21 protein-coding genes are annotated in these 26,662 nt (G+C 45.1%); 6 read left to right on the top strand and 15 right to left on the bottom strand.

Going from position 1 to position 26,662, the window contains the following annotated elements; all coding sequences use genetic code 11:
• Positions 1-55: 55 nt before the first annotated feature.
• From dnaX to FKQ60_RS06380, 4 genes are all read right to left on the bottom strand, one after another.
• Positions 56-2,074 (bottom strand): DNA polymerase III subunit gamma/tau, encoded by a 2,019-nt coding sequence (gene dnaX / locus FKQ60_RS06395; protein WP_170904350.1) that lies wholly within the window; start codon positions 2,072-2,074, stop codon positions 56-58.
• 21 nt (positions 2,075-2,095) lie between these two features.
• Entirely contained in the window at positions 2,096-2,641 is a 546-nt protein-coding gene (gene apt / locus FKQ60_RS06390; protein ID WP_170904349.1) for an adenine phosphoribosyltransferase, read from the bottom strand.
• Positions 2,642-2,778: 137 nt separating this feature from the next.
• The gene (locus tag FKQ60_RS06385) at positions 2,779-3,174 is read right to left on the bottom strand and encodes a YbaN family protein (protein ID WP_170904357.1); all 396 of its coding nucleotides are present in this window, start codon (positions 3,172-3,174) and stop codon (positions 2,779-2,781) included.
• A 44-nt stretch (positions 3,175-3,218) separates the two neighbouring features.
• The gene (locus tag FKQ60_RS06380) at positions 3,219-4,322 is read right to left on the bottom strand and encodes a response regulator (RefSeq protein WP_154170611.1); all 1,104 of its coding nucleotides are present in this window, start codon (positions 4,320-4,322) and stop codon (positions 3,219-3,221) included.
• 459 nt (positions 4,323-4,781) lie between these two features.
• Here FKQ60_RS06380 and FKQ60_RS06375 point away from each other — a divergent pair, with 459 nt between their 5' ends.
• The gene (locus FKQ60_RS06375; RefSeq protein WP_004394894.1) at positions 4,782-5,657 is read left to right on the top strand and encodes a LysR family transcriptional regulator; all 876 of its coding nucleotides are present in this window, start codon (positions 4,782-4,784) and stop codon (positions 5,655-5,657) included.
• A 74-nt stretch (positions 5,658-5,731) separates the two neighbouring features.
• Here FKQ60_RS06375 and fadJ read toward each other — a convergent pair whose 3' ends face one another.
• Entirely contained in the window at positions 5,732-7,858 is a 2,127-nt protein-coding gene (gene fadJ / locus FKQ60_RS06370; protein WP_170904348.1) for a fatty acid oxidation complex subunit alpha FadJ, read from the bottom strand.
• Positions 7,858-9,165: an acetyl-CoA C-acyltransferase FadI gene (gene fadI / locus FKQ60_RS06365; RefSeq protein WP_161426565.1), complete on the bottom strand. Its 1,308-nt coding sequence runs from the start codon at positions 9,163-9,165 to the stop codon at positions 7,858-7,860. The genes fadJ and fadI overlap by 1 nt, the downstream gene beginning before the upstream one ends.
• Positions 9,166-9,788: 623 nt before the next feature.
• Between fadI and FKQ60_RS06360 the strand changes: the two genes are divergently transcribed.
• The 3 genes from FKQ60_RS06360 to cobO all read left to right on the top strand — a co-directional run bounded on the left by FKQ60_RS06360 (position 9,789) and on the right by cobO (position 13,641).
• Positions 9,789-11,069 carry an outer membrane protein transport protein gene (locus FKQ60_RS06360; RefSeq protein WP_170904347.1) on the top strand — a complete coding sequence of 427 codons (1,281 nt, stop codon included), beginning with the start codon at positions 9,789-9,791 and terminating at the stop codon, positions 11,067-11,069.
• A 299-nt stretch (positions 11,070-11,368) separates the two neighbouring features.
• Positions 11,369-12,667, top strand: a complete 1,299-nt coding sequence (locus tag FKQ60_RS06355; RefSeq protein ID WP_154170607.1) for an outer membrane protein transport protein — start codon at positions 11,369-11,371, stop codon at positions 12,665-12,667.
• Between the two features lie 368 nt (positions 12,668-13,035).
• On the top strand, positions 13,036-13,641 hold the full coding sequence (cobO, locus tag FKQ60_RS06350; protein WP_004394889.1) for a cob(I)yrinic acid a,c-diamide adenosyltransferase: 606 nt from the start codon (positions 13,036-13,038) through the stop codon (positions 13,639-13,641).
• Positions 13,642-13,721: 80 nt separating this feature from the next.
• On the opposite strand, the gene FKQ60_RS06345 is transcribed toward cobO, so the two are convergent.
• From FKQ60_RS06345 to apbC, 3 genes are all read right to left on the bottom strand, one after another.
• On the bottom strand, positions 13,722-15,821 hold the full coding sequence (locus FKQ60_RS06345; protein ID WP_170904346.1) for an AsmA family protein: 2,100 nt from the start codon (positions 15,819-15,821) through the stop codon (positions 13,722-13,724).
• Positions 15,822-15,910: 89 nt separating this feature from the next.
• Positions 15,911-16,552 carry a uridine kinase gene (gene udk, locus FKQ60_RS06340; RefSeq protein ID WP_004394887.1) on the bottom strand — a complete coding sequence of 214 codons (642 nt, stop codon included), beginning with the start codon at positions 16,550-16,552 and terminating at the stop codon, positions 15,911-15,913.
• A 255-nt stretch (positions 16,553-16,807) separates the two neighbouring features.
• Positions 16,808-17,887, bottom strand: coding sequence for an iron-sulfur cluster carrier protein ApbC (apbC, locus tag FKQ60_RS06335; RefSeq protein WP_170904345.1), 1,080 nt, complete (start codon positions 17,885-17,887; stop codon positions 16,808-16,810).
• Positions 17,888-18,045: 158 nt separating this feature from the next.
• Here apbC and metG point away from each other — a divergent pair, with 158 nt between their 5' ends.
• Complete coding sequence (gene metG, locus FKQ60_RS06330; RefSeq protein ID WP_170904344.1) at positions 18,046-20,112, top strand: methionine--tRNA ligase; 2,067 nt, start codon at positions 18,046-18,048, stop codon at positions 20,110-20,112.
• 318 nt (positions 20,113-20,430) lie between these two features.
• Positions 20,431-21,237, top strand: coding sequence for a hypothetical protein (locus FKQ60_RS06325; protein ID WP_170904343.1), 807 nt, complete (start codon positions 20,431-20,433; stop codon positions 21,235-21,237).
• A gap of 85 nt (positions 21,238-21,322) precedes the next feature.
• On the opposite strand, the gene udp is transcribed toward FKQ60_RS06325, so the two are convergent.
• The 6 genes from udp to moaC all read right to left on the bottom strand — a co-directional run bounded on the left by udp (position 21,323) and on the right by moaC (position 26,659).
• The gene (gene udp, locus FKQ60_RS06320; protein WP_004394883.1) at positions 21,323-22,084 is read right to left on the bottom strand and encodes a uridine phosphorylase; all 762 of its coding nucleotides are present in this window, start codon (positions 22,082-22,084) and stop codon (positions 21,323-21,325) included.
• Between the two features lie 229 nt (positions 22,085-22,313).
• Positions 22,314-24,602, bottom strand: coding sequence for a zinc/cadmium/mercury/lead-transporting ATPase (locus FKQ60_RS06315; protein WP_170904342.1), 2,289 nt, complete (start codon positions 24,600-24,602; stop codon positions 22,314-22,316).
• A 180-nt stretch (positions 24,603-24,782) separates the two neighbouring features.
• Positions 24,783-25,199 carry a CBS domain-containing protein gene (locus FKQ60_RS06310; RefSeq protein ID WP_170904341.1) on the bottom strand — a complete coding sequence of 139 codons (417 nt, stop codon included), beginning with the start codon at positions 25,197-25,199 and terminating at the stop codon, positions 24,783-24,785.
• 283 nt (positions 25,200-25,482) lie between these two features.
• Positions 25,483-25,932: a molybdopterin synthase catalytic subunit MoaE gene (gene moaE / locus FKQ60_RS06305; RefSeq protein WP_170904340.1), complete on the bottom strand. Its 450-nt coding sequence runs from the start codon at positions 25,930-25,932 to the stop codon at positions 25,483-25,485.
• 5 nt (positions 25,933-25,937) lie between these two features.
• A complete protein-coding gene (gene moaD / locus FKQ60_RS06300) occupies positions 25,938-26,183 on the bottom strand; it encodes a molybdopterin synthase sulfur carrier subunit (RefSeq protein ID WP_004394879.1) in 246 nt (81 codons plus the stop codon).
• Complete coding sequence (gene moaC / locus FKQ60_RS06295) at positions 26,180-26,659, bottom strand: cyclic pyranopterin monophosphate synthase MoaC (protein ID WP_072669801.1); 480 nt, start codon at positions 26,657-26,659, stop codon at positions 26,180-26,182. Before moaC ends, moaD begins: the two co-directional genes overlap by 4 nt.
• Positions 26,660-26,662 lie beyond the last annotated feature (3 nt).

Here is a 26,662-nt window from a genome sequence, read left to right as displayed (position 1 = left end):
ATTCAATTGTTCTACGATAAGTGGGGGTGAAAATAGAAAATCTCAACCCCACTGGTTAAACTGGCCTCACGCTGTCATGATCAAGCTGAGCATGAAAACGTCGCTCAATAAATTGTACATTGGTATCTTGTTTCAAACTTTCTAGCGCCTGAGTGAGCTTTGCTTGATAAAGACGTTCTCTCAGCTCAAGCGGTGTTTCACCGGATTCACCAATATGAATACTTAAATGACACTCTTCTTGTAATTGGTCATTGAGGGCTTGTAAAAGTTCACTCTGAGCCTTATCGGTATTCAAATGAGCATGAGAAGGACGAAGCGTCAGCTCAATATGGGTTCCCTGCTTATGAAATGTTGAATTCAAGGCAAGTTGTTCCACTAATTTAGCAGTCTCTAACTGAGAGATCAGCTTGGCCCATGAGTCCTGCTCCGCGGCTTCAATGATCAATTTCTCGATCATCTCTGGTGTTTTTTCGTGCTCTAACGCTCGCTTGATTTGTGTGGGCGTCAATTCATTGTGAGTGGATTGACTGGCACTCTCTACCGTACTGGTTGATGGCCGCCATTGATAAACGGACTCTTGCTCGGTTGGCTCTTGATGAGATATCAAAGACTCATTCGGCGGTATCGGCGTTGAAGTCGATTGAGCTCGCTGTGCTACACGATCTAAAATCGAAGTCGGCTTTGCAGATACCGCATCAGGCTTTTTTACTGGCGTACTTTTCGGAGTCAGCCCTTGCCGCTGAGAGCGCAACTGATGACGTAACCCGGCGACAGGTGGAACAACAACCGCTTGTTCTTGTGCTCGCGTCTCTGGCTGAACAACTGGCGGCTCTGGCTCTTTCATCGCGGGTTGAACATTCACTACCTGAGGTTGAGGTGATGTTGCCGGTGCAGTCACTGGACCCTGCATTTGAGCAACCGAACGCTGAGCTGTGTTATCAGAAACCGGTTCGGCGGTTGGCATTACTAAGCTATGACTCACCGTAACCGACGTTGGTCGAAACGCCATCATACGTAGTGCAACCATTTCAATACCAATTCGCGCCGTTGGAGCCAACGGAAGATCCGCCCGCCCTTTTAATACAATTTGATAATAGAGTTGCACGTCTTGTGGGGCTAGTATTTTAGCTAAATGTTCAATAGCATCGGCATCAGGCTGAGCTTTATCAACGCTACTGGGTAAGGCTTGGCACATAGCAATACGATGCAACTGGGTTGCTAATTGCTGGAGCAATCCATCCCATTCAACCCCATTACTGGCTAATTGTTCAATACACGCCATCATGCTCTGCGGTTGCTGGCTACTGATCGCTTGTAATAAATGCAATGCTTGATCGGTATCCAGTGTACCGAGCATATGCGAAACCACGCTGTGTTCGATAACACCGTTACCGAGCGCAATAGCCTGATCGGTTAAACTTAACGCATCGCGCATACTGCCATCCGCGGCATGCGCGATCATGGCGAGTGACTTACTATCGCTGTTTACATTTTCGGCTTGCAATACATGTTCAAGCTGTTGCCGAATATTCTCAACACTGATCGGCTTAAGATGAAATTGTAGACAGCGTGATAAAATCGTAACCGGTAATTTCTGTGGATCCGTCGTCGCCAGCAAAAATTTGACGTACTCTGGTGGCTCTTCTAATGTCTTCAGCAAAGCATTAAAGCTATGCCGAGAAAGCATATGAACTTCATCGATCAAGTAGACTTTAAAGCGTCCGCGCGCCGGCTTGTATTGGACGTTATCAAGCAGCTCACGAGTATCTTCAACTTTGGTGCGCGATGCGGCGTCAATTTCTAATAAATCAACAAAACGCCCCTGATCGATCTCTTTGCAGGTCGCACATTGACCGCAAGGGGTAGCGGTAATGCCTGTTTCACAGTTTAAGCCCTTGGCAAATAAACGCCCAATCGTGGTTTTTCCCACGCCACGAGTACCACTAAATAAATACGCATGATGCAAACGATTCTGCGTTAGTGCATTTTCTAAAGCGGTTAATACGTGAGCTTGCCCTACCACCGCTTTAAATGTGTTAGGACGCCATTTTCGTGCTAAAGCAAGATAACTCATGAAACCTTCCGTTATGGATATTTAGTGACCGTCAAACTCACAAATGCTGTACACATCTAACCCTAAAGCTTCAAGACGTTTATCACCACCGATTTCCGGCAGGTTAATCACAAATGCAGCGTGTTGAACAACACCACCTAATTGACGAATAAGCTGTGTTGTCGCCTCAATCGTGCCACCAGTAGCCAGTAAATCGTCGACAACTAACACTTTATCGCCTGGTTTGATGGCATCGACGTGAATTTCTAACGTATCCGTGCCATATTCTAAATCGTACGATTGGGCGAGCGTTTTACGCGGCAGCTTTCCAGGTTTACGAACAGGAACAAACCCTACCCCAAGCTCTAAAGCCAATGGCGCTCCAAACAAAAATCCACGCGCTTCCGTACCCACCACTTTGTTGAACCCCATGGCTTGATATTTTTCAACCAACAAACGAATGGTGGCTTGATAAGCGACAGCGTCTTCCAACAAACTGGTGACATCGCGAAAGAGAATCCCTGGCTTTGGATAGTCAGCAATGGTTTTAATGCTAGATTTGATAAGAGTAAGAGTTTCGGTTGTCATAGCTACATTAACTTCGATTGATTGACCATGATAAATATCACCATGATCTAGAATGAGAATTTATACGTGCACATCAAACTGCACGTCGATTAAAAAGCAAAAGCCCACTCGAAGAGCGGGCACACTTCCCAGTAATGCTAGTGATTTTCTTGTTGGTTAGCAACCAACTCATACGTAGGTAAGCGAAGAAACCAACTAAGCAGTATCACTAATAATCCCAAAAGCATTATTTTTAACCACATTAGAGGAACAATAGCAATAGACAAAGCAAAGCTCGCCATCATGCATAAAGCACCTCGCCATTTTACTCGTTTCGAGATGGCGCGATTCTGTTGCCAATTAAGTAACATTGGCCCTAGTGTAGCATGCCGATGTAACCATAAGTGAAACCTAGGGCTACTACGCACAAAACAAGCGCTAGCGAGCAATAAAAATGGCGTGGTTGGCAGCAGGGGTAATACCACACCCAGAAGGCCAAGTGCTACGCTAAGGCCACCAACAACATTGAGTAAAACATGACGAATATTGATGATGGGCCTCGCTGAACATTGAGTGAATATACCATCGGTAGAGGCTGTTAACTCTTATTACCTTGATAAATATCTAATGTAAAACTACTGGAACCAAGACAACTGATCGATACTTGACAAGCACTTTGGATAGGTAAGTCTTTGGTAATGAAGTTCTTTAAGCAATTATCCCCTAATTTCACACCGGGAGCAATTGACTGAGAGAGATAACCATTAGACCAATGGCATGCTAATCCCGCAGGTAAAATGGACAAAGTCTTATCGGTCAAATCAGCAATACCAAATAAGGCACAAACAGGCACGCCACCTTCAGAGCACTCGATACCTCGTTCAAAGATTTCGGCCAGATCTTTTAAATCAGCGCTGAAACTACGCAAGTTACGCAAATAGTCATTAAATAAAGCGCGGATCAATAATGTACTCGCGACCCCTAGTTGCTGATCACTCGACGAATCAACGATGTAAAAAGCAAACTGTCCATTGATTAACCAAGCGTAATCAAACACTAATGGCATGGCTTCTGTCGACTGTAATAATCGGTAGCTGCACTTCCAAGCACCTTGTGAAGTGTCATTATCGGGCAACAGTGCTTGTAGTAACTCTCTGGCCGTATTGGGGTTTTCTCGTAAATGCTCAAGATGCCAATGCAACTCTTGCTCTTCAGGAAGCTCGCCGCCACCGTCGACTCGAAACCACTGGCTCGAAAAGTCACGTTGATCATTAAGATGATGCATCGCATCTTCTAATGTATTTTCAATCGCGCAACTGAGATTTTCATGATTACCAATCGGTTTGGGTAAAAAATCTTTGATGCCATAGCGAAGCACTTTGGCCACATCCGACATTTCTCCCGTGGCTGACACGACAATCATTGGCAACGATGGATACTCCAAACTTACCTCTTCAACAAACTCAATACCGTTTAATACAGGCATAGAAAGGTCGCACAGTAATAAATCTGGCTCGTTTGAACGTAGCTTTTTCAATCCATCTAAGCCATCTTTAGCTTCAACGACTTTATACCCTTTAGCGGCCAGATAACCACTGGTCACTCGCCTGAAAATAGGGTCATCATCAACCAGCATGATCATTTTCTCTTGGCCAGCATTACCGTCCGATAGATTCCTAGCTTTAATGTAATCTTTATACATAGCACCTACTCCACTATGTGCTCACGATTCGTATGATTAGCTCATCAATCTCCATCAATGCTCAGGCTACCTAGCACCCATTTAAGCTACCTGATTGATTAGCCATGACTCACCGACGTTACCTGATTCATCTTCTACCAAACCCTACGAATAACATCGTGTACTTGCTCATTAAAAATAGTCTTGAAACGACATTTATACAAATATTCCACTTTTTATCTGCATCACATACTATATGTATGATTTACGAGATTTTACTGGTAAAAATAACCAGCCAGATACCATGCATAAATACGATAATTTACAAAATTAGTTACCATAACGCTAATCAATCTATCATTAGATGAACAAAAAAATAGAGCGAGTCGACAAATCGTTCTACAAGTTGATATGACTCAAGCCTTACTTGCTGATATCCGTATAAATTAACTAAAACGGTAAAATAATGTGTCAGGAACAATGAAATTAGATGACTTAAACCTTTTTCGACTGGTTGTTGAACACGGCAGCTATACCGCGACCTCGCGTAAAACCATGATCCCGGTTGCGACAATTACCCGACGCATTCAAGCTTTGGAGGATTCCTTAAATTTAAGATTGCTCAATCGGCACGCTCGAAAGCTGACTTTAACTGAAGCTGGGGAACGTTTTTTCAGAGATTGTTCACCGTTACTACAACGTTTAGCCAGCATGGCGGAAGCGATCACTGATGAATGTCGTGGAGCATCAGGCACAATTCGACTTTCCGCACCAGAGAATTTAACCAAGCGGATGATGATGCCGATGTTTAACGCCTTTATGCATCAGTATCCAGATATTAATCTTGAATTAACGACCAGTAATCATGCCGTTCAACTCGACCCTACCGAATGGGACGTTATTTTCCGAGTCGGGCCACAACGTGATTCCAGTTTGATCGCCAGAAAAATCAGTGAAGTTAAAGACATTTTAGTCGCCAGCCCTCTCTATCTAGCCAAACATCCCACACCCACTCACGCTGAACAACTCAGCCAATATTCCCTATTGAAAGGCGATCCATTACTCAAATGGCAACTGTGTAATGATAAAGGGGAAACGTGCATCAATAACGATGTGGGAAGGTTTCAAGCCAGTACCCTCAACGTGGTGCGCAGCGCTTGTTCGGATGGATTAGGTATTACTTTAATGCCTGATGTGATGTTAAAAGAATTTCTTGCAGATGGTAGTTTGGTGCGCGTCTTACCCGACTGGAGTGCTAACCCGCGAGACATTTATATGCTGTACAATCATAAAGATCATTTACCAGAAAAAGTCCGTCTATTTATTGATTTTGTTATTGCTTATCACATCCACTGATCGATGGTTAGAAATAAAGAGGAGAGTGGCGATTGACCACTCTCCTCTTTTTTCAGTTGTTAATCGAGCATCGCTTATGAGTAGAAACGCTTACCTACACTCGCTCGAGTAATTAACGCATCGCACGGTGCGAAATGGTCACCGTATTTTTGAGCGTGTTGCTTCATTTGCTCAATCAGTTTATCCAAACCAATTTGATCCATATAGCGGAAAGGGCCACCAAGGAAAGGAGGGAAACCAATCCCAAAAATCGCCCCGATATCGCCGTCACGTGGCGAGTGGATAATCCCCTCATCCAAACAACGAACCGCTTCATTGAGCATCGGTAACACACAACGCATGGCAATCTCTTGCTCATCCCACTTTGATTCTGGAGTTAGATTCAACAATTTGTAAACTGACTTATCGACCTCTTTTTTCTTGCTGCCTTTTTTGTAACTGTAGAAGCCTTTGCCTGTTTTTCGTCCTTTACGATTATCGTTTAATAAAACCTCAAATACGTCCGGTCCCTTAAAACGCGGCCCAAGCTCATTAACCAAAATAGGCATAATTTTTGAGCCAACATCGATCCCTACTTCATCCAATAACGTAATTGGCCCAACGGGGAAACCAAAGTTCAGTAACGCTTTATCGATTTTTTCTATCGTTTCTCCAGCCATCAGTACATTAGCCGCTTCATTCATATAAGGAGCTAGAATACGGTTAACATAAAAACCAGCGCGATCTTTGACTACGATCGGGGTTTTGCCCTGTTTTTTCGCTAACGCCACCACGGTCGCTATCGTTTCAGATGACGTCGTGCTATGTGGGATCACTTCGACTAATGGCATCTTTTCAACCGGACTAAAATAATGTAGGCCGACGATATTTTCTGGCCGAGTGGCTTTTTCGGCAATCTGCCCAATCGGTAAAGAAGAAGTATTGGTTGCAAAAATAGTACTAGGCTGAGCGTGTTGCTCGACATCGGCCACCATCTGCTGTTTAAGCGCCAAATCTTCAAAGACCGCTTCGATAACCACGTCCGTTTGCTGAAAACCTCTAAAATCGGTACCACCAGCCAATTGCATCATGCTATTTTGCAGTTGCGCTTTACTGATGATTTTGCGTTTACGCTGCTTCTCAAATAGACCGTAGTTATAGCTCAAAGCATTAAGAATGCCGTCGTTAGAAACATCTTTAATTCTGACCGGCAGTTTTGCTTTAGCCACGCTAACATGGCTGATCCCCGCCCCCATTAAGCCGCCACCTAACACGCTAACGTGTTTGACTGACTTAGGCTCAGCATCACTACCGTGCTCTTTTTTCATTTCCGTGGTAGCAAAAAATATCGAACGTAATGCTTTAGATTCATTGGTCATCACCAACTCACCAAAGCGTTTCGCTTCTTGCTCCAAACCTGCTTTCAACCCTTTATTCAGTCCATGCTCAATGACTTCTAAAATGGCCTTAGCCGCTGGATAATTGCCGCGCGTTTTCTGTTCGGTTTTTTTGCTCGCTTGGTCAAAAATAATTTTGCGGCCAAGGCCCGTATTAGCAAGCAGTTTTTCTTTTAAAGATGGTTTAGCTTGGCGACGTTTCTTACTATTGTCACCGACAAAACGTAACGCCACTTCTAATAAGACACTCTGAGGCACGCAAGCATCAACGACGCCTAGTTTATAAGCCTTTTTAGCGCGCAGTTGTTTACCGGTCAAAATTAAATCTAACGAAGGAAGTAGACCTATCAAACGAGGTAAACGCTGCGTTCCCCCCGATCCGGGCAGTAAACCCAACATCACCTCAGGTAAACCTAAACGTGTTTTATCATCATCCGTACACACACGATAATCACACGCCAGTGCCAGCTCTAATCCTCCGCCTAAGCAAGGGCCATGAATCGCAGCCACAACAGGGAATGGTAAGTCTTCTAGCTGTTGGAACATCTGCTGTCCTCGCGTGGCTAAGGCCTGTGCTTCTTGAGCAGAAGTGCAGGCATCCAGCATTCGAACATCCGCACCGGCAATAAAGTTATCTGGCTTTAACGAATGGATGACTAAGCCTTTAAGCTGTTTTTTCTGTTCATTAAGCTGCTTAAATACCGCCAACATCTCATCGGCAAATGCGGCCTGAAGAGTGTTCATTTTTTCACCGGGAACATCAATCGCGAGCCAAGCAATGTGCTGCTCATCAATCGTTAAGTGAAATGCTTTTGCCTCGCTCATTATTCAACCTCCAAAATCATTGCCGCACCTAAGCCACCAGCGGCACAAGCAGTATTCAATGCTAGCCCACCACCACGACGTTGTAATTCACGCAAGGTTTGCGTGATCATTCGCGCTCCCGTCGCCGCAAAAGGGTGACCATAAGCAATCGAACCACCAAGCACATTGAATTTATCCATATCAATTTCACCAATCGCTTTACTGCGGCCCAAGTATTGCTGAGCAAAACTATCGCTAGCGAACATTTTCACATTGGCTAAGGTCTGCGCCGCAAACGCTTCGTGCATATCGATTAATGTTAAATCTTTCAGTTCGATCCCAGCTCGCTCTAGCGCTAATGGCGTCGCGAAGGAAGGCCCCATCAACATATCTTTTTCAACGCCAATCGCCGAAAATGCATAAGAGCGAATGTAGCCAAGAATATCCAAGCCCAGCTCTTTGGCTCGCCCTTCACGCATTAACAGAATGGCCGCCGCACCATCAGTGAGCGGCGTACTGTTAGCCGCGGTCACACTGCCATATTGGCGATCAAAAGCGGGGCGAAGCTTAGCGTAACCTTCTAAAGTAGAATCAAAACGCACATTATTGTCTTTATCGAGCCACTTTTTATAAGGCTCAGGGAAAGCGGTCATCACCTCACCGGCTATCTTGCCTTCATTCCATGCTTGGGCAGCCAAGGTGTGAGAACGATGCGCTAAAGCATCTTGATCCGCGCGTGAGATACCATGCGACTTCGCCATTTGCTCGGCGGTCTGTCCCATCGATAACCCTGTCGAATATTCGGCAACGGCAGGCGGAACTGGCATTAAATCTTTAACCGATAATGACTTTAATACGTTGAATTTTTGGCTGAGTGTTTTCGTTTTACTGAGCGCTAATAAGCTTGCTGCCAGTTTTTTAGAAACGCCAATCGGTAAAACGGAAGAGGAATCCGCGCCACCAGCGATGCCAATATCGATAGTACCAGCCATAATGCTTTCAGCGACGTTAACCGCAGATTGAAAACTGGTTGCGCAAGCACGCGTCACACTGTAAGCGTCCGTATGAATATTCATCCCCGTGCCTAGCACAATTTCCCGAGCAATATTGGGTGCTTCTGGCATCTGAACCACTTGGCCAAAAACCAACTGTTCGATGAGTTGTGGATCAATGTCGGTTCGAGTGAGCAGTTCATTAACCACCATCTTGCCTAAATCTATCGCGGGTACTTGCGCAAACTCCGTACTTTGACGTGCAAAAGGGGTACGAATACCTGCAACAATAGCAACACGCTCTCCTGAGCGTGTTCTGACTTCCTGCTTGCCCATTATTTCTCCTTAGAATAAGAGGTCTGACCTGAGAAGCATTGTAATCAAATTGTTACATCAATCAAACAACTGTTTAAATAAACGTGATTGCGGCAGCGAAAGCAAGCAAAAAAAAACCACACAAAGCTGTGTGGTTGGAATGTTATACAAAGCAATTAACCTAAGCCAATTGAAATAATCAGTTTCCTGATTAGGAGAAAGTAAAGTCAGCCTTCAAAAGGAAGTGTCATCTTGCTCAACATGTTAGCTACTAGAGCTAACGAGATGACAAGAGGTAATATAGCGACTTAAACAAAGCGTAGTTTGCATTAGATCAAGTTTATGCTGGTTTAGCCCACCAATACCGGCGAAAAATTGTCCTAGATCAATTTTTTTCGAGTTATCACCTTGTGTAACACAAGGCAGTAACAGCCAAATAAGCGCCATTTTAATAGAGCCAAAACTCTACTTTTAACTTTTTATTTACAATTTAATGCCAAATTGCTAGCAATTTTAAAGATTTAATCGCGCCTTAGACAATGGTCGGATTTCTATCTCCTATACTTGCGACTAGTATCAGCCAGCCACTGAGCTTTTGCTCAACACAACGCCCATTAGAGGCGATATAACAAGGAAAAAGCACCATGAACAAGACGCGTCTGTTTAAAAAGTCACTGCTTGCTGTGACCATCTCTCTCGCTACTCAACAAGCTATGGCCGCCGGCTTTCAGCTTAACGCTCAATCAGCAACAGGCCTTGGCCGTGCGTTTGCCGGTGATGCCGTAATTGCCGATAACGCCGCCGTAATGTCACGTAACCCTGCCGCGATGGCTCTCTTTGACAAAATGGAGCTATCACTCGGTTTTGAAGCCATTATAACTGATATACGTGTTAAAAATGGAACCTATCAATCGCTCCCAGGTACACCATTTGCACAATCCAGAGATGCTAATTACGATGATGCTGGTGGTACTTCCATTGCGCCTAATATTCATTTGATCGTCCCAGTCAACGAGCAATTCGCTTGGGGGGTAAACGCCTATTCTAACTTTGGCACTCGTACCGATTTTGGCTCTAACTACGCTGGTGGTGAGTTCGGAGGGGAAACAGAAATTCTTAGCGTCAACTTTGGCGTTTCCGGCTCCTATCGCATTGACTCACAATGGAGTATTGGCGCAGGGCTTGATCTGATTTACGGTCAAGGAACATTAAAGCGCTCATTTCGTAACGATATCTACACTGGCCCTGTGGTGGATCAAACTACAGGTATGTTAAATGCTCTAAATGGCCGTAGTATCGTTGACATAGATAAAGCAGATGGCTTCGGGGTTGGTTTTAATATCGGTACCGTTTATGAATTGGATGAGAATAACCGCTTTGGTCTTTCTTATCGTTATAGCCCAACCATAACAGCTAAAGATGGCGATAAAGAAATCAAGTTACCGTTACCAGATATGGCCGAGTTTTCTGGTTACCACCGCATAGACAATACCCCCTTTGCTGTCCACTATAGTGTGCAATACATTGGTTGGAGTGCTTTTGATACTTTGGAATTTAAGAACCAAAATATCGATGAAAAAGATTATCAATGGAAAGACGGTTGGCACTACTCTATTGGCGGTACTTACTTCCTAAACCGCGATTGGACACTGCGTGCCGGCTATATGTACGATACCAGCGCGCAAGATAAAATCACCTCAATTTCAGTACCGGATTCCGATCGTCAATGGTTATCAGCGGGCTTCACCTATCAAATTGATGACAAGTCTAATTTTGACTTTGGCTTTACTTACTTAATGGGTAAAGATGTAAAGGTTGATGAAACAATTAACAATCCGACAACGGGCCAAACTATTTCGACAATTTCTGCGACTACCAAAGCAGATGCAATCTTAGTCGGCTTACAATATAGCCGTAGCTTCTAAGTTTAACTTAATTCAAACACGTATCTTAATGGGCTGAATCATCAGCCCTTTTTTTATTTATTCACCTCACATGTGCTCTTTTAAGCTTACAGCTGTGCTTAAAAAGGGCAGTTACATCCTACATCTGTTCGCTGAACTTTCACCCCACCAGAACACTAACCAGATTAATAGGTAAGTTAATAATAGAAAATCGATATAAAACTCTAAATATTGATGATTTATTGTTTTTATTTGTTAAGGCGACTCGCTATCTTTACACTTTTCGCCACTATTGACTAACCATTTCAGCGAACATAACCATGAACAATAATCAAAAAACGTTATCGATAGCCGTTGCGTTCGGCTTAATGGGACTACCAACCTACGCTCAAGCAGCGGGATTTCAACTAGCAGAATACTCAGCGACGGGCCTTGGTCGAGCGTACGCGGGTGAAGCAGCCATGGCTGACAATGCTGGCTCACAATGGCGTAACCCTGCGATGTTAACCTACCTGCCTGGCACGCAATTTTCTGCTGGTGCGATTTACGTTAACCCCAATATTGATGTTAATGGCACAGTGACTCATACCAATTTGGGCCAAACCAGCGCGACGGCAAAAGATTTCGCCCATGACGCTATCGTCCCAAATGCTTATTTCTCTCATCAATTGAATGACCGGACCTTTTTAGGTTTAGCTATCGGCACCAATTATGGAATGGAAACCGAGCTACCTAACTTTGCTGCTAGCCATTTTGGCGATCAGGCGAAAATCATCACCGCCGAAGCGAACGTTAACCTCGGCTATCAACTGACCGACGCAGTCAGTGTCGGGGCTGGTGTACGCTATGTGATCGGTGAAGGTCATTTTGGGGCCAGTGTGCCGGAAAAAAATATCGTTGGAATGGATGGAACAAACCCAATAAAGGCACCTCAAGGGACTATTTTAAAGTATATGGAAGGGGACGATACCAGTTGGGGCTGGCAGGCTGGTACCGCTTGGCAAATCAACCCAAATCATCGAGTGGCTTTTACCTATAAATCACAAGTCGTGATGGACTTTGATGGTCATGCTGAAGGGATCCCATACGGAAAACACAAACCGGGGCAACTCGCTGTGACTTTACCAGCGACGGCAGAGCTAGCTAGCTTTCACCAATTAACCGAACAATGGGCATTGCACAGTAGTATTAATTGGACGGATTGGAGTAGCTTTGATCAATTGGTGGCTAACTTTCATGATGGCACTCCTAATGACTTAATTAAGTTAGAAAACTGGAAAGATAACTACCGTTTTGCATTAGGGACCAGCTACGCTTGGGATCAAGATTTGACCCTACGTGCAGGCATTGCCTATGACTTATCCGCAGTAAGTACAAAATATCGTACAGCGACCATTCCAGAAACCGATCGTACTTGGTTAAGTATTGGTGCGGGCTATCGAGCCACGAAACAACTGACCCTTGATGCTGGCTTTACCTATATTTTTGCTAAAAAAGCTTCGCTGTATGAGCCTCGCGATGGATCCGACGACCAAGCCGCAGCGATTGGCGGCGCGTTTGCTGGAGAAGTGACCGGACACGTATGGTTAGTCGGTGTGCAAGCCAGCTATGCTTTCTAAACTTAAGTAATATTAAACCGTTAGTATAGCGATGCTGTTTAAGCACAAAGAGAAAGACTGAGGCAAAAGCCTCAGTCTTTGATTGGCAAGCAAAGGAGTTCATTGAATCGTTATTGTTGTTACTTTTTTACCATAGTGCTCCTCAGCCCGTTCTGCCACTGATTTTAAAAAATCTTCTTACACTCTGTAATTCCTCAACTATTTATGAAAACGATGAATTTGTTAATTACAAAAGCATCCAGCGATTTCAAAATTCTTTGTATTAGCCACTATCACGGTAACGAACAGGATGAATGCTTTCAGTAGAAAGCGATGAAAGACTTACGCTATGATGTGGTTCATTATTTTTCTAAAAAGAGCTCAACATAATGTCTAGTGAAAACATCAAGCAACAGCGTCATCAACAACGCCAACAAAAAGTAAAAGAACAGGTTGATGCACGGATTGCCAATGCTCAGCAAGAAAAAGGCTTATTGCTGGTGATCACTGGCAATGGTAAAGGCAAAAGCACATCAGGCTTTGGCACCATTGCACGCGCCGTCGGCCACGGTAAACAGTGTGCTGTTGCACAATTTATCAAAGGCACATGGGAAAATGGGGAACGTAATTTACTTGAAAAACTTGGTGTCGAGTTCCAAGTCATGGCGACAGGCTTTACCTGGGATACGCAAAATAAACAAACCGATACCGAAGCCGCTCAACAAGTATGGCAAGAGTGTCGACGCATGCTTAACGATGAATCCTTAGATGTCTTACTGTTTGACGAGCTGACTTATATGGTGAGCTATGGCTATCTTGATCTTGATGAAGTGGTTGAAGCGTTACAACAACGCCCCCCTATGCAATCCGTGATCATCACGGGACGTGGCGCTCATCGAACACTTATCGAACTCGCAGATACCGTCTCTGAAGTCAAAAACATCAAACATGCTTTTGATTCAGGCGTCAAAGCCCTAAAAGGCGTCGATTGGTAGTCGTGGATCACCCAATAAAAAAGCTGGAGTTATCCAGCTTTTTTAGACATCAATGAGCCTTTAACTCAAGGTTACCACGCTTAGCGTCGCAATAACCCTCTCAAGGCATCCACCGCTTGTTTCGCTTCTTCACCTTTCACTTTATCACCGAGCTTCTCAATACCGCGGTCAATCTCCTTTTGCGCTCTTTGCTTAAGCAGATCATCAAACACCAATCGGTATCTTGGTTCAGTCCATTGGCCAGAAATATGAATCGGGATAGTGACGTCTCGCAACTCGTCGATATCTTTACCGCCTTGCCCTTTCAGCGTCCCAACAATGGATGTGCGAACCACAAAATCAACCGTTTCGTTTAAGTAATTGGCTTTACCTTCACCACGAATTCGTAATAACGGCGATTGCATCGCTAAATTATTGGTCGACACTTCACCCTTATTCAGTTGCAGCGTCGCCGTCAGCGCACTAAAGTCAGTTTGCTTCACTGCCTCAGATTCGTCTAACGTTTGCCCTCTCAAACGCGCATGATTGGTGCGAATTAACTGAGCGATATTAATGCCATTGACAGCACCATCAGCGAAGTTAATCGTGACCGTTCCCAGCAAGTTTTTCTGAATACCGCTTGGGGTTAGGCTACGACCTTGCACATCTACCGTAATGTTACCCGTTCCCTGTAGTAAGTCATTGTCGGCCACATCAATCAATAATGGCTGAACTTGAACACCAGTAATGGTCTTCTTAACCTGATAGGTTGCGGGTGTTTTTCGTGCATCAACCTTGGCGCTCGCTTGGATCTTACCCTGATAAAGTTCAGCCGTTAGCGTATTAAGATCGATCACACCTCGGTTAACAACAAAACGAGTATGTACACGCTCAAGCTTGGCATTGCCTGCTTTAAACCGATCAATGGTTATCTCTCCAACCACATCTAAGTCTCGTAAAGCCGATAAATCTGGTTCAACCTCTACCGGTGGCGAAGTGGGTGCATTCACCGATGGCTGGGCAGCAGAGTTTGACGCCACTTGATCGAGCCCTAAAAATTCATCGAGATCAATCGCAGGGCTATGCAATTGAAAACGGATTTTAGGTATATCCGCCAAATGAATGTTCGCTTGTCCAGATAACGCTATTGCGTTGGCCATCAACCTATCTAACGCTACATCCAGCGTACTGTTGGTCACATCAAACACGATACGAGACGCCATTTCTACCTGCAGCGGTGATTGTGGTAAAGCCGCACCTTGTAATGTCGAATTCAGAAGTAACTTATCCAACGAAACAGTACTGATCGCCGCATCAACCTGCAACTGCGCTTGGCCGCTAACGTCAAATGTCATGTCGGCTGCGTTACCTTTCACAGCAAAAGTCAGCGCATTGTCTTGATCAAATTCAAAGGTCGCGAGCTTAAGTTGTAAAGCGTCTATCCGTACCGATGGGTCTTCGAACGTACTATTAAGCGTAATATTGCGTAGAGCATACTGTTTAAAGTCTGCAGACAGTTTTATCTCCGCCTTCCCGTGCACACTAAACTGTTGTTGGTTCGCACTTCCTTTGGCCGAAAAATCCACGCTGGTCCAACGATCGGCAGCAAATTCTGACACCGTAAGATCAACGTCATATAAGGTACTGTGTGTGCCCGTTTGCTGATCAAGCATTTCTAATCGTGCCTGACTAACAGTCACGCCAGCAAGACTCAAAGTCCAAGCTTGATCGGCGGTTGTCTCTTCTGGCTGGCTAGATGGTGAGTCGGTCAGCACCGCCTCCACCTGTGTGGATGGTTTTTGGTTTTGTGCTTGAGTCAAGCTATCTAAGTTAGAACGACCATTTGGTAACGTTTCTAGATAAAATTCGGCCCCTTCAAGGCGAACATTACCAATATGCAGTTGATGACGAAAAAGTGGCATGACCGCGATATCAATCCCAACACGATCGACCTTAAATAGGTTATTTTGAGTAAATCCGTCAGGATTTCTTAACTCGGTTTTACCAAGTTCGAAACCAATCGCCGGAAAGAACTGCCAGCTGATATCGCCTTCAATGACTAACTCAAGGCCCGTTTGTTGTCTGGTTTGCTCAATGATCAGAGGTTTAAATTGATTTGGATTGACGAAAACCACTAACGCGACCACTGCCGCGATAACCATCACCAGCAGCGCCGCAATGAATAGGGACAGTTTTTTCATCTGCTTTTTCCTTGCTTGACGAAAATAAAAAAAGTGGCATCTAAGGTGCCACTTTAATCGGAAAAGATAAAGTCAACGATCGGTAAATTTTATGATTTAAGCAATTTTGCGATATGGGCTTTCAAGACATCAATCGCAATGCGGTTTTTACCACCACGTGGAACAATAATATCGGCGTACTGTTTAGACGGTTCAATAAACTGCATAAACATCGGACGAACGGTTTTTTGATACTGTTTCAATACCGATTCCATAGTACGTCCACGCTCTTCAACGTCACGCTTGACTCGACGTAATAAACAGATATCGAGCGGTGTATCCATAAAAATGGTTGCATGCATTAAATCACGCAGACGAGGATCGGTCAGAAGTAAAATCCCCTCCAAAATGATCACTTTTTTCGGCGTCATAGTGCTGGTTTTAGCGGTGCGCGTATGTTCACTGTAACTGTATTCAGGGACTTCAACCGCTTCGCCACGAACTAAAGCTTGCAGATGATCACAGAGTAGATCGTGATCTAGGGCATTAGGATGGTCATAATTGGTTTTGACACGTTCGTCCATGCTCAGATGGCTTTGGTCTTTGTAATAGCAATCTTCCGTGATCACACCGATTTGATGGTCGCCTACTTTCGCGCGCAGTTCATTATAAATGGTACTGGCAATAAGGCTTTTCCCAGAAGCAGAAGCGCCAGCAATACCGACGATGACGCATTGATTATTATCAGACATGGTTCAGTGTACCCGATACGTGTATGTGAGGAGATAAGATAAACCGCCTGATTATAGGGAGTTCGTCGGTTAGATACCAGTTCACTCAACGGTAAATATCCGTATTTTCTGACAGTGAATAAAATTAACCCAAAGCAAACGATTACTTCTCTGGGCAAAAATAAAGGCAGTGATATTGGTTGCTTAACGTGTTGGCTGAACTGGCGACTGAACGCCGAATAAACTCAACGCGCTCAGTCGCTAAACTCAATTTTGCTATTCACTCACGAACGTCAGATCGATGGTCTGCGGCTTCGCTTTGCCTTGCCAATACAAGCTGGCACAAATCCGCTCGGCGAGCGCATAATATTGTTGGCTATGCTCACTGTCAGGACGAGCTATCACTGTCGGTTTGCCAGCGTCAATATCTTCCCTGAGTGTGACATGCAACGGAATTTGCGCCAGCAATGATAAACCATATTCAGTGGCTAACGTTTGCGCACCACCAACACCAAAAATCGCTTCTTTTTCACCGCAATGACGGCAAATGTGATAACTCATATTCTCAATTAATCCCACCACGGGCACGTCAACTTTAGCAAACATTGCCGCCCCTTTTCGTGCATCAGCCAAGGCGAGATCTTGTGGTGTGGTGACAATGACCGCGCCTGTCACCGGAATTTGCTGAGATAACGTTAATTGAATATCGCCGGTACCCGGAGGCATATCCACCACCAAATAGTCCAACTCAGGCCACTCAGTTTCATTAACAAGTTGAGCTAATGCTTTTGATGCCATCGGACCACGCCAGATCGCTGCATCCGCTTTATCGACTAAATAACCTATCGAATGGGTATAGATACCGTGCGCTTTCACTGGCTGCATCCATTTATTATCACGCACACTTGGCTTGGCATCTTGAGTGCCAAACATCATCGGTACCGAAGGGCCATAAATGTCCGCATCCAATAAACCAACTTTGGCACCACTGCCCGCTATCGCGAGCGCCAAGTTAGCGGCTGTGGTTGATTTACCCACCCCGCCTTTCGCCGACGTGACGGCAATAATATTTTTCACGCCTTTAACACCATGCGGAACTTTGGTGATCAAGGCCTTAGGAGTAACATTGACTGAATAATCAAAAGCGGCAACGGCTTTCGTTTGCTGCTGATTAGTTATCCAAGCTTGCAGCTCTTGGCGCAAAGCGTGAGCGGCAAATGGAATATGAATAGCAAATTGCCCAGATGCCGTTACTTGAACCACGCCCGGTGAATGCGCCCAATCACTAATTAAATTGGGGTGAGAAAACTGATTAAGCCAAGAACAAAAATCGTGTTTGGACGTAAATGTGAGCATAAGCCCTCCTTTTTTGTTCATGCTACCACTCAATCTGCCCACACTGAACCCCAAAAAAGTTAAGGCCTTATCATGACTCACGCCTTGGCGTGAGTAGCTTCATCAGGTAGTATTGAAGGCTATTTTCAATACCTATCAAACATAGCGAATAATTAAGTATGGCAACTGAACCAAGAAACGTTTCTCCAAGGAAACTGCTGGTAACTTGTGCCCTTCCGTACGCTAACGGTTCCATCCACTTAGGTCATATGCTTGAGCATATCCAAGCGGATATTTGGGTGCGCTACCAACGCCTACGCGGCAATATTGTAAATTTCATCTGTGCTGACGACGCTCATGGCACACCAATCATGCTTAAAGCGCAGCAGATGGGTATTACGCCTGAAGAAATGATTGCCGCGGTTAGCGAAGAACATCAGCAAGATTTCGCTGGGTTTGATATTAGTTTTGATAACTATCACAGCACCCACAGTGAAGAAAACCGTGAGTTGGCTTCGCATATTTATCTTGAACTGAAAAAAAATGGCTTTATTTCTAGTCGCACCATTTCTCAGTTATTCGATCCTGAAAAACAGATGTTCTTACCGGATCGCTTCGTCAAAGGCACCTGCCCAAAATGTAAGTCAGAAGATCAATATGGTGATAACTGCGATGCTTGCGGCGAAACTTACAGCCCAACGGAACTGATCAATCCTAAATCTGCGGTCTCAGGTGCAACCCCTGTGATGAAAGATTCTGAACACTTCTTTTTTGACTTGCCACAGTTTGAAAGCATGCTCAAAGAGTGGACTCGTTCTGGCTCGCTGCAAACCGAAACCGCTAATAAAATGCAAGAGTGGTTTGAAGGTGGCTTGCAGCAATGGGATATATCCCGAGATGCGCCCTATTTTGGGTTTGAAATCCCCGGTGAAACCAATAAATTCTTTTATGTGTGGCTCGATGCACCCATTGGTTACATGGGGTCATTCAAAAATCTTTGCAGCAAGCGCAATGATTTAGACTTTGACGAATACTGGCGCAAAGACAGTCAAACCGAGCTGTACCACTTTATTGGTAAAGACATTGTTTACTTCCACAGCCTATTTTGGCCAGCAATGCTTGAAGGCAGTGGTTTCCGTAAACCAACCAATGTTTTTGTGCATGGTTATGTTACGGTTAATGGCGCGAAAATGTCGAAGTCAAAAGGGACGTTTGTCAAAGCGAGTACTTACTTAAAACATTTAGATCCTGAGTGCTTACGTTACTACTACGCGGCAAAACTGAACAACCGTATTGATGACCTCGATCTAAACCTTGAAGACTTCACGCAGCGCGTCAATGCTGATGTGGTCAACAAGATTGTTAACCTCGCTTCACGGAATGCGGGCTTTATCAGTAAACGTTTTGATAATCAGTTATCAGCAACCTTTGCCGAGCCTGAATTGTACGCCGAATTTGCCGCGGCGGCTGAACGTATTGCTGAACTTTATGAAACTCGTGAATTTGGTCGTGCGATTCGTGAAATCACCGCATTAGCAGATAAAGCCAACCAATATGTGGATGAAAAAGCGCCTTGGGTTATCGCCAAGCAAGAAGGCCAAGAGCAAGCGCTGCAAGATATTTGTACCGTGGGCATTAACCTATTCCGCGTATTGATGACTTACCTCAAGCCTGTAATGCCAGCGTTAGCTGAGCGGACGGAAGCTTTCCTTAATCAAGAACTGACTTGGGATGGTATTCAAACACCACTGACTCGTCATGAGTTGACCCCATTTAAAGCGCTGTTTAATCGTATTGACTCTCAGCATGTTGAAGCGATGATTGAAACCTCAAAACAAGAAGCAGCACTGGAAAAAGCCGCGATAGAAAATGCTCAGCCGGTTAGTCAAGCAACAGAGTTAAGCAAAGATCCCATCGCCGCAGAAATCGAATTTGACGATTTTGCTAAAGTTGATTTACGGATTGCCAAAATCCTCTCTTGTGAAGCGGTGCCAAAGGCCGATAAGTTACTAAAATTCCAGTTGGATATTGGTGGTGAAACACGCCAAGTGTTCTCTGGAATAAAAGCCGCTTACTCACCTGAAGAGCTGGTCGGTAAATATACCGTGATGGTGGCTAACCTTAAACCACGCAAGATGAAGTTTGGTATGTCAGAAGGCATGATCCTCGCTGCAGGCCCTGGCGGTGACCAGTTGTGGATTCTTGAGCCTCATGAAGGTGCACAAGCCGGCATGCGCGTCATGTAGTCTGTCGATTTTAACTACGTGAAAGATGATTAGCCCTCTCCTCGAGAGGGCTTTTTTTTTCGCTTGTGTTCACACTTTTAGCGCAAATTGCACCTTTTTAGTGCACAAACACCAGCAAAGAAAACATAACCAATTGATTTTTAATACATAAAAACTTGGCATTAAGCATGCAATATCCAACTCAGGGGAATACTCAACCTAGGTGACGTCGTGATATCTGCTCATCAATAGTGATGACAATTCGGTTAACGCGTACAGCAACCTACATTGAGAAAGGAATCTCTGTTCTGAGCAAGCCACATACACAAGGAGTGGATTATGTTTGTCTTTATTTCCATGCTTATCTCTATCGCGATTCTTGGCGGATTATTTTTCTTTGCTAAACAGAAAGAATCCAGCCTACAACGTAAATATCAACTCTTAGTTGATTTACGCGAGTTACTTTATCTTTGTCGTCAACATCGTCAAGCAACCCATCACGAGTTGATGTTTGGCCAAGATCGTCAGCAAGAAATTAATCATCTTCAATCTGCTATCGATCAGACTTTATCTCATTTGATTGCCCATGCTCACTTTGATAACAAACCTCTGTATCGTATTTTCCAAGCTAAATTAACCGCCATTCGCCATGAATGGCCGGATTATAGCGTAGCAAGGAACCAAGTCGCTCACGGTAAAGCGATTCGTCATTGTCTATTTTTAATTGACGAAATTGTTCTCGCTTGGTTAGCTGAATCACATCGAGACGATCTGAGTGATGAATATCATATGAATTGGCAACAAGTCATCGATAGTATGGATTCACTGACCCAGTTACGTTTATGTATTGAAGAGATGGGGAGTCAAGAGGGGCGGCTTCGTCTCAGTCATTACAGTGAGCTCATGCGACGAAAACTGAGCCAGCTAGCACTAATAAGCCCTTTATCAATCGCCTCACCGACTTGCTCCGCAGCCATGCACCAACTCAGTGAGCTCCATGACAATCCGCATTTAGAGCTCGATGCGAAGCAGTTTTATCAACTGACTTCTGAATTATCGCTGACGATCGCTCAAGTGTACGACCAAATGCTCTCAGAAGTGACTGAAAGCTTATATTTACCGTTACCTCAACTCGCACTGGCTTAAATAACCTCACTAGGTATTAAGATTCAAATAGCAAAAGCGCCACGATTGTGGCGCTTTTTAATACTAACTCAATCAATGATAGCGATTATTTAAGCATCTTACGCGCTGCTTCAACCACCACTTTAATTGAACGAGCTTCGGTCTCTTTTAAGGTGGCGTGATCTGGGATCTCTTTTTGAGTACGGTTAATAATAACACCCGCTACACAGCCTGCTTTTAAACCAGAGCTAGCACACATGGTTAATAGCGTCGCAGATTCCATCTCAAAGTTCAGCACGCCCATCTCTTGCCACTCTTTCATTGATCCTTGGAAACGGCTAACAACACGACCGGTGAATGTGTCATAACGCTCTTGACCCGGGTAGAACGTATCGCTTGATGCCGTTACCCCCATGTGAACGGTAGCGCCGCTCTCTTCTGCGGCTTCTTTCATCGCGGTTGCTACTGCAAAATCCGGTACCGCAGGGAATTCCATCGGTGCAAAGTGTAAGCTAGCGCCATCAAGACGTACTGAGCCAGTGGTAACAATCATGTCGCCGACGTTGACGTGTGGTTGAATTGCACCAGTGGTACCAACACGTAAGAAAGAGCGCACACCTAATTGAGCGAGCTCTTCTACCGCAATCGACGTTGATGGACCACCAATACCCGTTGAACAAACCACAACAGATTGACCATCTAACTCAGCGCGATAAAGCGTGTACTCACGGTGACTAGCTAGAAAAACCGGGTTTTCCATTAATTCAGCGATTTTTTGCACACGGGCAGGATCACCAGGGATAATCGCCAACGTTGCACCATTTAGATCGGCTTGGGTCACTCCTAGGTGAAAGACAGCTTGAGACATAAGTTACTCCTTGATTGCGGCTTGTTCAGCTCATCATTAATTTCGGGTACCTAGTGACTCTATCCCAGTAACCAACAATATTTAGTGACAAGCATCACAACTACGTCAGCAATAAAATCCAGCATTTCAAAGAAAAACGGTTTGCATCACAAAAATGAGCAATTCAAATGCAACTCAACACTATTCGCTCGTGATTCAACTCAAATGGTTTTAATCCCTATGGCTCACTCTAATCCGCTACTGATGGCTTAAAGCGTAGTAAACGCAAAGCATTCAGAGTGACCAACGCCGTCGCACCACTATCAGCCAATACTGCCATCCATAAGCCTGTGATACCGAGTAAACTGGTCACCAATAAAATGGCCTTTAAGCCCAAAGCTAATGTCACATTTTGTCGAATATTATTCAGCGTAGCGCGAGATAATTCGATCATTCCTGCCAACTCAATGAGTCGATTATGGGTTAATGCTGCGTCCGCCGTCTCTAACGCGACATCGGTACCGCTGCCCATCGCAATACCGATACTGGCCTGCTTCATCGCAGGAGCATCATTAATACCATCCCCCACCATTGCAACCGGTTGAAGCTGTGATAATTGCTCGACCACTTGCACTTTATCCTCAGGCAATAAACTGGCTTGAAAATCCATGCCGAGCTTATCGGCGATAGCTGCGGCACTGCGTGGGTTATCCCCGGTCAACATGATGCTGTTAATGCCGATTTTTTTCAGTTGTGCAATCGCGACTTGCGCCTCATCACGTAATGTATCTTGCCAAGCAATAACGCCTATCGGTTGCTTATTTTGCAAAGCAACCGCGACCGTTTTCCCTTGCGCTTCGAGTTGCTCAATCGATTCAGTGACAGCGGCACTAACCACCACATCGAGCTGAGTTGGCGACAACAGTGAATAGCGTTGACCAGCAACTAAGCCTGTAATACCGCGGCCCGGTAACGCTTGTTGCTCAGAAGCTTGATGGATTGTATAGCCTTGGGCTTGCACTTTATCCACTAACGAAGTGGCTAAAGGATGACTAGACCCTTGCTCAATGGCCGCTACTGCCGCTAACCATTGAGATGACGGCAGATCCGTTAAGCTTATCATGTCCGTTACCTGTGGCTTTCCTTGTGTTAGTGTTCCGGTTTTATCAAACGCCATCATGGTCACTCGGCCAAGCTGCTCAAGTGCCGCTCCCCCTTTGATTAAAGCACCGCGTCTTGCTGCCGCGGCTAAACCAGAGGTAATCGCCGCTGGGGTTGAAATCACTAACGCGCAAGGACAAGCAATGAGTAATAACGCCAGTCCACGATAGGTCCAGGTTTCCCATGGCTGAGCAAACATTAATGGTGGAATGAGCACAACCAATAAAGCAATCAGCATCATCAGCGGGGTATACCAACGGCTAAATCGATCTAAAAACCGCTCTAAGGGCGCTTTACGAGATTCAGCTTGCTCAATGAGGTGTAAAATACGGTCAATGGCATTTTGTCCCGGTAATGAAGTGATCTGCACTTGGATCAAACGGTCAACCACTACAGAGCCTGCAGCGAGCGTGTCACCGACTTGCTTTTCAACCGGAATCGATTCTCCGGTTAATGCACTTTCATCAATGCTCGCCGCTTGATCCATCAACTGCCCATCAGCAGGTAAACGCCCTCCAGGAGCAACCTCAACGTGATCACCGGGTCGCAGATCTTGCACATCAACTAACACTCGCTGGCCGTGTTCTATTTTCGTCGCTTGATCAGGCACCAGCGCCATCAGCGCCTGTACACCAGAACGCGCTCGTGCAGCCGCAATGCCTTCTAAGCGCTCGCCAACCAAAAACAGTAATAACACCATCGCCGCTTCGGCCGTTTCACCAAGATACAAAGCGCCCAGTGCGGCGACAGTCATTAAGGTTTCAATCGCAAATGGCGTACCTGACCTTGCCAATTGCCAAGCTTTACGCGCAATCGGAACCAAGCCTAATAAACAGGTTAGTGTAAACATCCACTGCGCTAACTCACTCGACCACTGAGTCATTAGAGCGGCGACTAGCATCGCTGAACTGATCAAAACCAGACGTCGATTGTCCGCTTGTGTTAACCATGTTCGGAGGGAAGAGTGAGGAGATGCGACTTTAGAGGTCGAGTGCTGAATCTGAAAACCAGCACGACTAACGGCTTGTTCAACCGCCGCAACCGTTGCTTGCTGATTAAACTGCACCACCAACTTTTCTGTCGCAAACAGAACCTGGGCAGTGACAATATCTGGAATTTTCTGTAACGCCGTTTCTATTTTCCGCGCACACGATGGGCAATCCATCCCGACAACTTGCCAACTGCGTTGGAACTTAGCAACCGAGTCATGCACATTGTCCGCGGCACTGCGCGTGTTTTTATCTTCAGTTGGTTGAGCACAGCTGGCAACCTCAGGTTGCATGTGATGAGTGCTTGACGCTGCAGAACAACAAGACGCCTGACTATGAGTGGCATGAGAACCATGAGTGACACCGCACCCTGAATGCTTAACAGACATCAATCAATCTCCTAATTTGATGATGTGTTGAGCTTACACCTTGGAGCTAACTCCAAGGTCAAGTGTTTTTTGCGCATTTAACTATAGGCTCTTGAGCTAAGTTCAAAAAGAGAGAGCGAGTCTCTACAAAACCTTAATCCCACCCTATAAGCCAATGTTCTCACTTTAGTTGTTTAGCGATTAAACTGGATGTTTAAAACTGGTGGCGAGGTTTTTACCGATCGCTAACAGTACATTACGACGGGTAATGATACCCACTAACTTTCCTTGTTCTATCACCGGATAGACTTTCGGCTTACCGACTTTCATCATATCAGCCAGTTCGATGATTGACGTCTCCGGAGAAACCGACAGCACTTCTTGATGCATGCAGTCACTCACCGTATGAGAGTCATGGCAGAGGTAACTGGCTTTAACTAATTTATCGAGCAAATCTTGTTCAGAAAGAAAGCCGATCACTCTCTTTTGATCATCAATCACTGGCCCACCAAGATGTTCAGAACCACTTACGCGCTCTAAAGCCGCACTGAGTGACATCTCAGGACTAAAGGTTACCGCTTTGACGGTCATGTAATCTCTTACTTTGAGTGAATCCATTGCTATCTCCTTGGCGTTCTTAACCATCGCTATGCCATGAGCACTTCTCTGAGCTTAGTGATGGCTATCCCATAATGATTAAATAGACAAACAAGTCCTTAATGACACTCCGAGTCAATTAAGGTGCCTATAGTAAGTGTTGACTAATTTCTTGATTTTACTAGAGAGGAAGACGATTTTTTTGTAACAAAGCGAACGTTTTAAGCGAGGTATTAAGGCCGAGCCGTTTTAGAGAGGGAACGCCCCGAGTCAGCCAAACAAAAAGCTGGCTCGGGGTTTTGATTTACCAACGTTTAGCCGCCTGGTGATCGGATTCGCGCGATTCTATCCAGCGTTCAGAGTGTGTGGTGCGTTCTTTCTTCCAAAACGGGGCTTGAGTTTTTAAGCTATCCATAATGAATTCACAAGCAGCAAAACTCGCACCGCGATGGGCACTCGCAACGCCAACAAACACAATTTGCGCACCAACATCCAAATCACCAACCCGATGAATGATACGTACTTGTTGTAAGGGCCAGCGCTGTTGGGCTTGATCACACAGATGACTGAGCGCTTTTTCAGTCATTCCTGGGTAATGTTCAAGACGTAAGCCGATCACATCATCACCGAGGTTGAGATCACGAACTTTACCGACAAATGTGACAACTGCGCCAGCAGCACTATCTTGCGCTAACGCCGCATACTCATCGGCCAATGAAAAATCAGCCGTTTGTACAGAAACTCTGCTATCCATCGGTCTCACCCGCCAGTGACTGGTGGAAAAAAGGCCACTTCATCACCCGACTGCAAAGGATGAGTCATTGCCACAATGGTGTGATTAACAGCAACCAGTAACTTATCCGCATCTAACGCTAGTGACCACTTATCGCCTTGCAGCACAAGATGCTGCCTAAGAGCCTCAACGGTTGCAAAATTGGCTGGCATCTCGACCCGATCACAGCCAACCAACTCACGAGTCTGTGCAAAAAAAACAACGTTAATCATCGCGTAGCCTTAAAATGTCCGGACTTACCTCCGGTTTTTTCTAGTAAACGCACCTGTTCAATGACCATGTCTTTTTGTACCGCTTTACACATATCATAAATAGTCAAAGCGGCAACAGATGCTGCCGTTAACGCTTCCATCTCAACACCGGTTTTCCCTGCTAGCTTACACACAGATTCAATTCGTACACAGCTTTCAGCTTCGATAGCTTGTAAATGAACTTCAACTTTAGAAAGCAACAACGGGTGGCAAAGAGGAATTAAATCCCACGTTTTTTTAGCGGCTTGAATTCCAGCAATCCGTGCGGTAGCAAACACATCGCCTTTGTGATGCTGCCCAGAAATAATTAACTGCAATGTTTCTGGTGCCATACGAATATAAGCTTCTGCACGTGCTTCACGCACACTATCGAGTTTGGCCGATACATCGACCATATTCGCTTCACCGTTGGCATTAATATGGCTAAATTCAGTCATGTT

The sequence above is a fragment of the Vibrio sp. A11 genome, from assembly GCF_013048705.1.
GTDB lineage: Bacteria > Pseudomonadota > Gammaproteobacteria > Enterobacterales > Vibrionaceae > Vibrio > Vibrio metschnikovii.
The sequence above is the reverse complement of the archived record's forward strand: the minus strand, read 5'-3'. Positions and strand labels throughout refer to the sequence as shown.

Excerpts from the sequence above, each read along its gene's own strand:
- apt (WP_170904349.1), bottom strand. The coding sequence starts at position 2,641 with ATGACAACCGAAACTCTTACTCTTATCAAATCTAGCATTAAAACCATT.
- moaE (WP_170904340.1), bottom strand. The coding sequence starts at position 25,932 with ATGGATAGCAGAGTTTCTGTACAAACGGCTGATTTTTCATTGGCCGAT.
- metG (WP_170904344.1), top strand. The coding sequence starts at position 18,046 with ATGGCAACTGAACCAAGAAACGTTTCTCCAAGGAAACTGCTGGTAACT.
- moaD (WP_004394879.1), bottom strand. The coding sequence starts at position 26,183 with ATGATTAACGTTGTTTTTTTTGCACAGACTCGTGAGTTGGTTGGCTGT.
- udk (WP_004394887.1), bottom strand. The coding sequence starts at position 16,552 with ATGTCTGATAATAATCAATGCGTCATCGTCGGTATTGCTGGCGCTTCT.
- FKQ60_RS06380 (WP_154170611.1), bottom strand. The coding sequence starts at position 4,322 with ATGTATAAAGATTACATTAAAGCTAGGAATCTATCGGACGGTAATGCT.
- fadI (WP_161426565.1), bottom strand. The coding sequence starts at position 9,165 with ATGGGCAAGCAGGAAGTCAGAACACGCTCAGGAGAGCGTGTTGCTATT.
- FKQ60_RS06325 (WP_170904343.1), top strand. The coding sequence starts at position 20,431 with ATGTTTGTCTTTATTTCCATGCTTATCTCTATCGCGATTCTTGGCGGA.
- FKQ60_RS06345 (WP_170904346.1), bottom strand. The coding sequence starts at position 15,821 with ATGAAAAAACTGTCCCTATTCATTGCGGCGCTGCTGGTGATGGTTATC.
- FKQ60_RS06310 (WP_170904341.1), bottom strand. The coding sequence starts at position 25,199 with ATGGATTCACTCAAAGTAAGAGATTACATGACCGTCAAAGCGGTAACC.
- fadJ (WP_170904348.1), bottom strand. The coding sequence starts at position 7,858 with ATGAGCGAGGCAAAAGCATTTCACTTAACGATTGATGAGCAGCACATT.
- cobO (WP_004394889.1), top strand. The coding sequence starts at position 13,036 with ATGTCTAGTGAAAACATCAAGCAACAGCGTCATCAACAACGCCAACAA.
- udp (WP_004394883.1), bottom strand. The coding sequence starts at position 22,084 with ATGTCTCAAGCTGTCTTTCACCTAGGAGTGACCCAAGCCGATCTAAAT.
- dnaX (WP_170904350.1), bottom strand. The coding sequence starts at position 2,074 with ATGAGTTATCTTGCTTTAGCACGAAAATGGCGTCCTAACACATTTAAA.
- apbC (WP_170904345.1), bottom strand. The coding sequence starts at position 17,887 with ATGCTCACATTTACGTCCAAACACGATTTTTGTTCTTGGCTTAATCAG.
- FKQ60_RS06355 (WP_154170607.1), top strand. The coding sequence starts at position 11,369 with ATGAACAATAATCAAAAAACGTTATCGATAGCCGTTGCGTTCGGCTTA.
- moaC (WP_072669801.1), bottom strand. The coding sequence starts at position 26,659 with ATGACTGAATTTAGCCATATTAATGCCAACGGTGAAGCGAATATGGTC.
- FKQ60_RS06360 (WP_170904347.1), top strand. The coding sequence starts at position 9,789 with ATGAACAAGACGCGTCTGTTTAAAAAGTCACTGCTTGCTGTGACCATC.
- FKQ60_RS06375 (WP_004394894.1), top strand. The coding sequence starts at position 4,782 with ATGAAATTAGATGACTTAAACCTTTTTCGACTGGTTGTTGAACACGGC.
- FKQ60_RS06315 (WP_170904342.1), bottom strand. The coding sequence starts at position 24,602 with ATGTCTGTTAAGCATTCAGGGTGCGGTGTCACTCATGGTTCTCATGCC.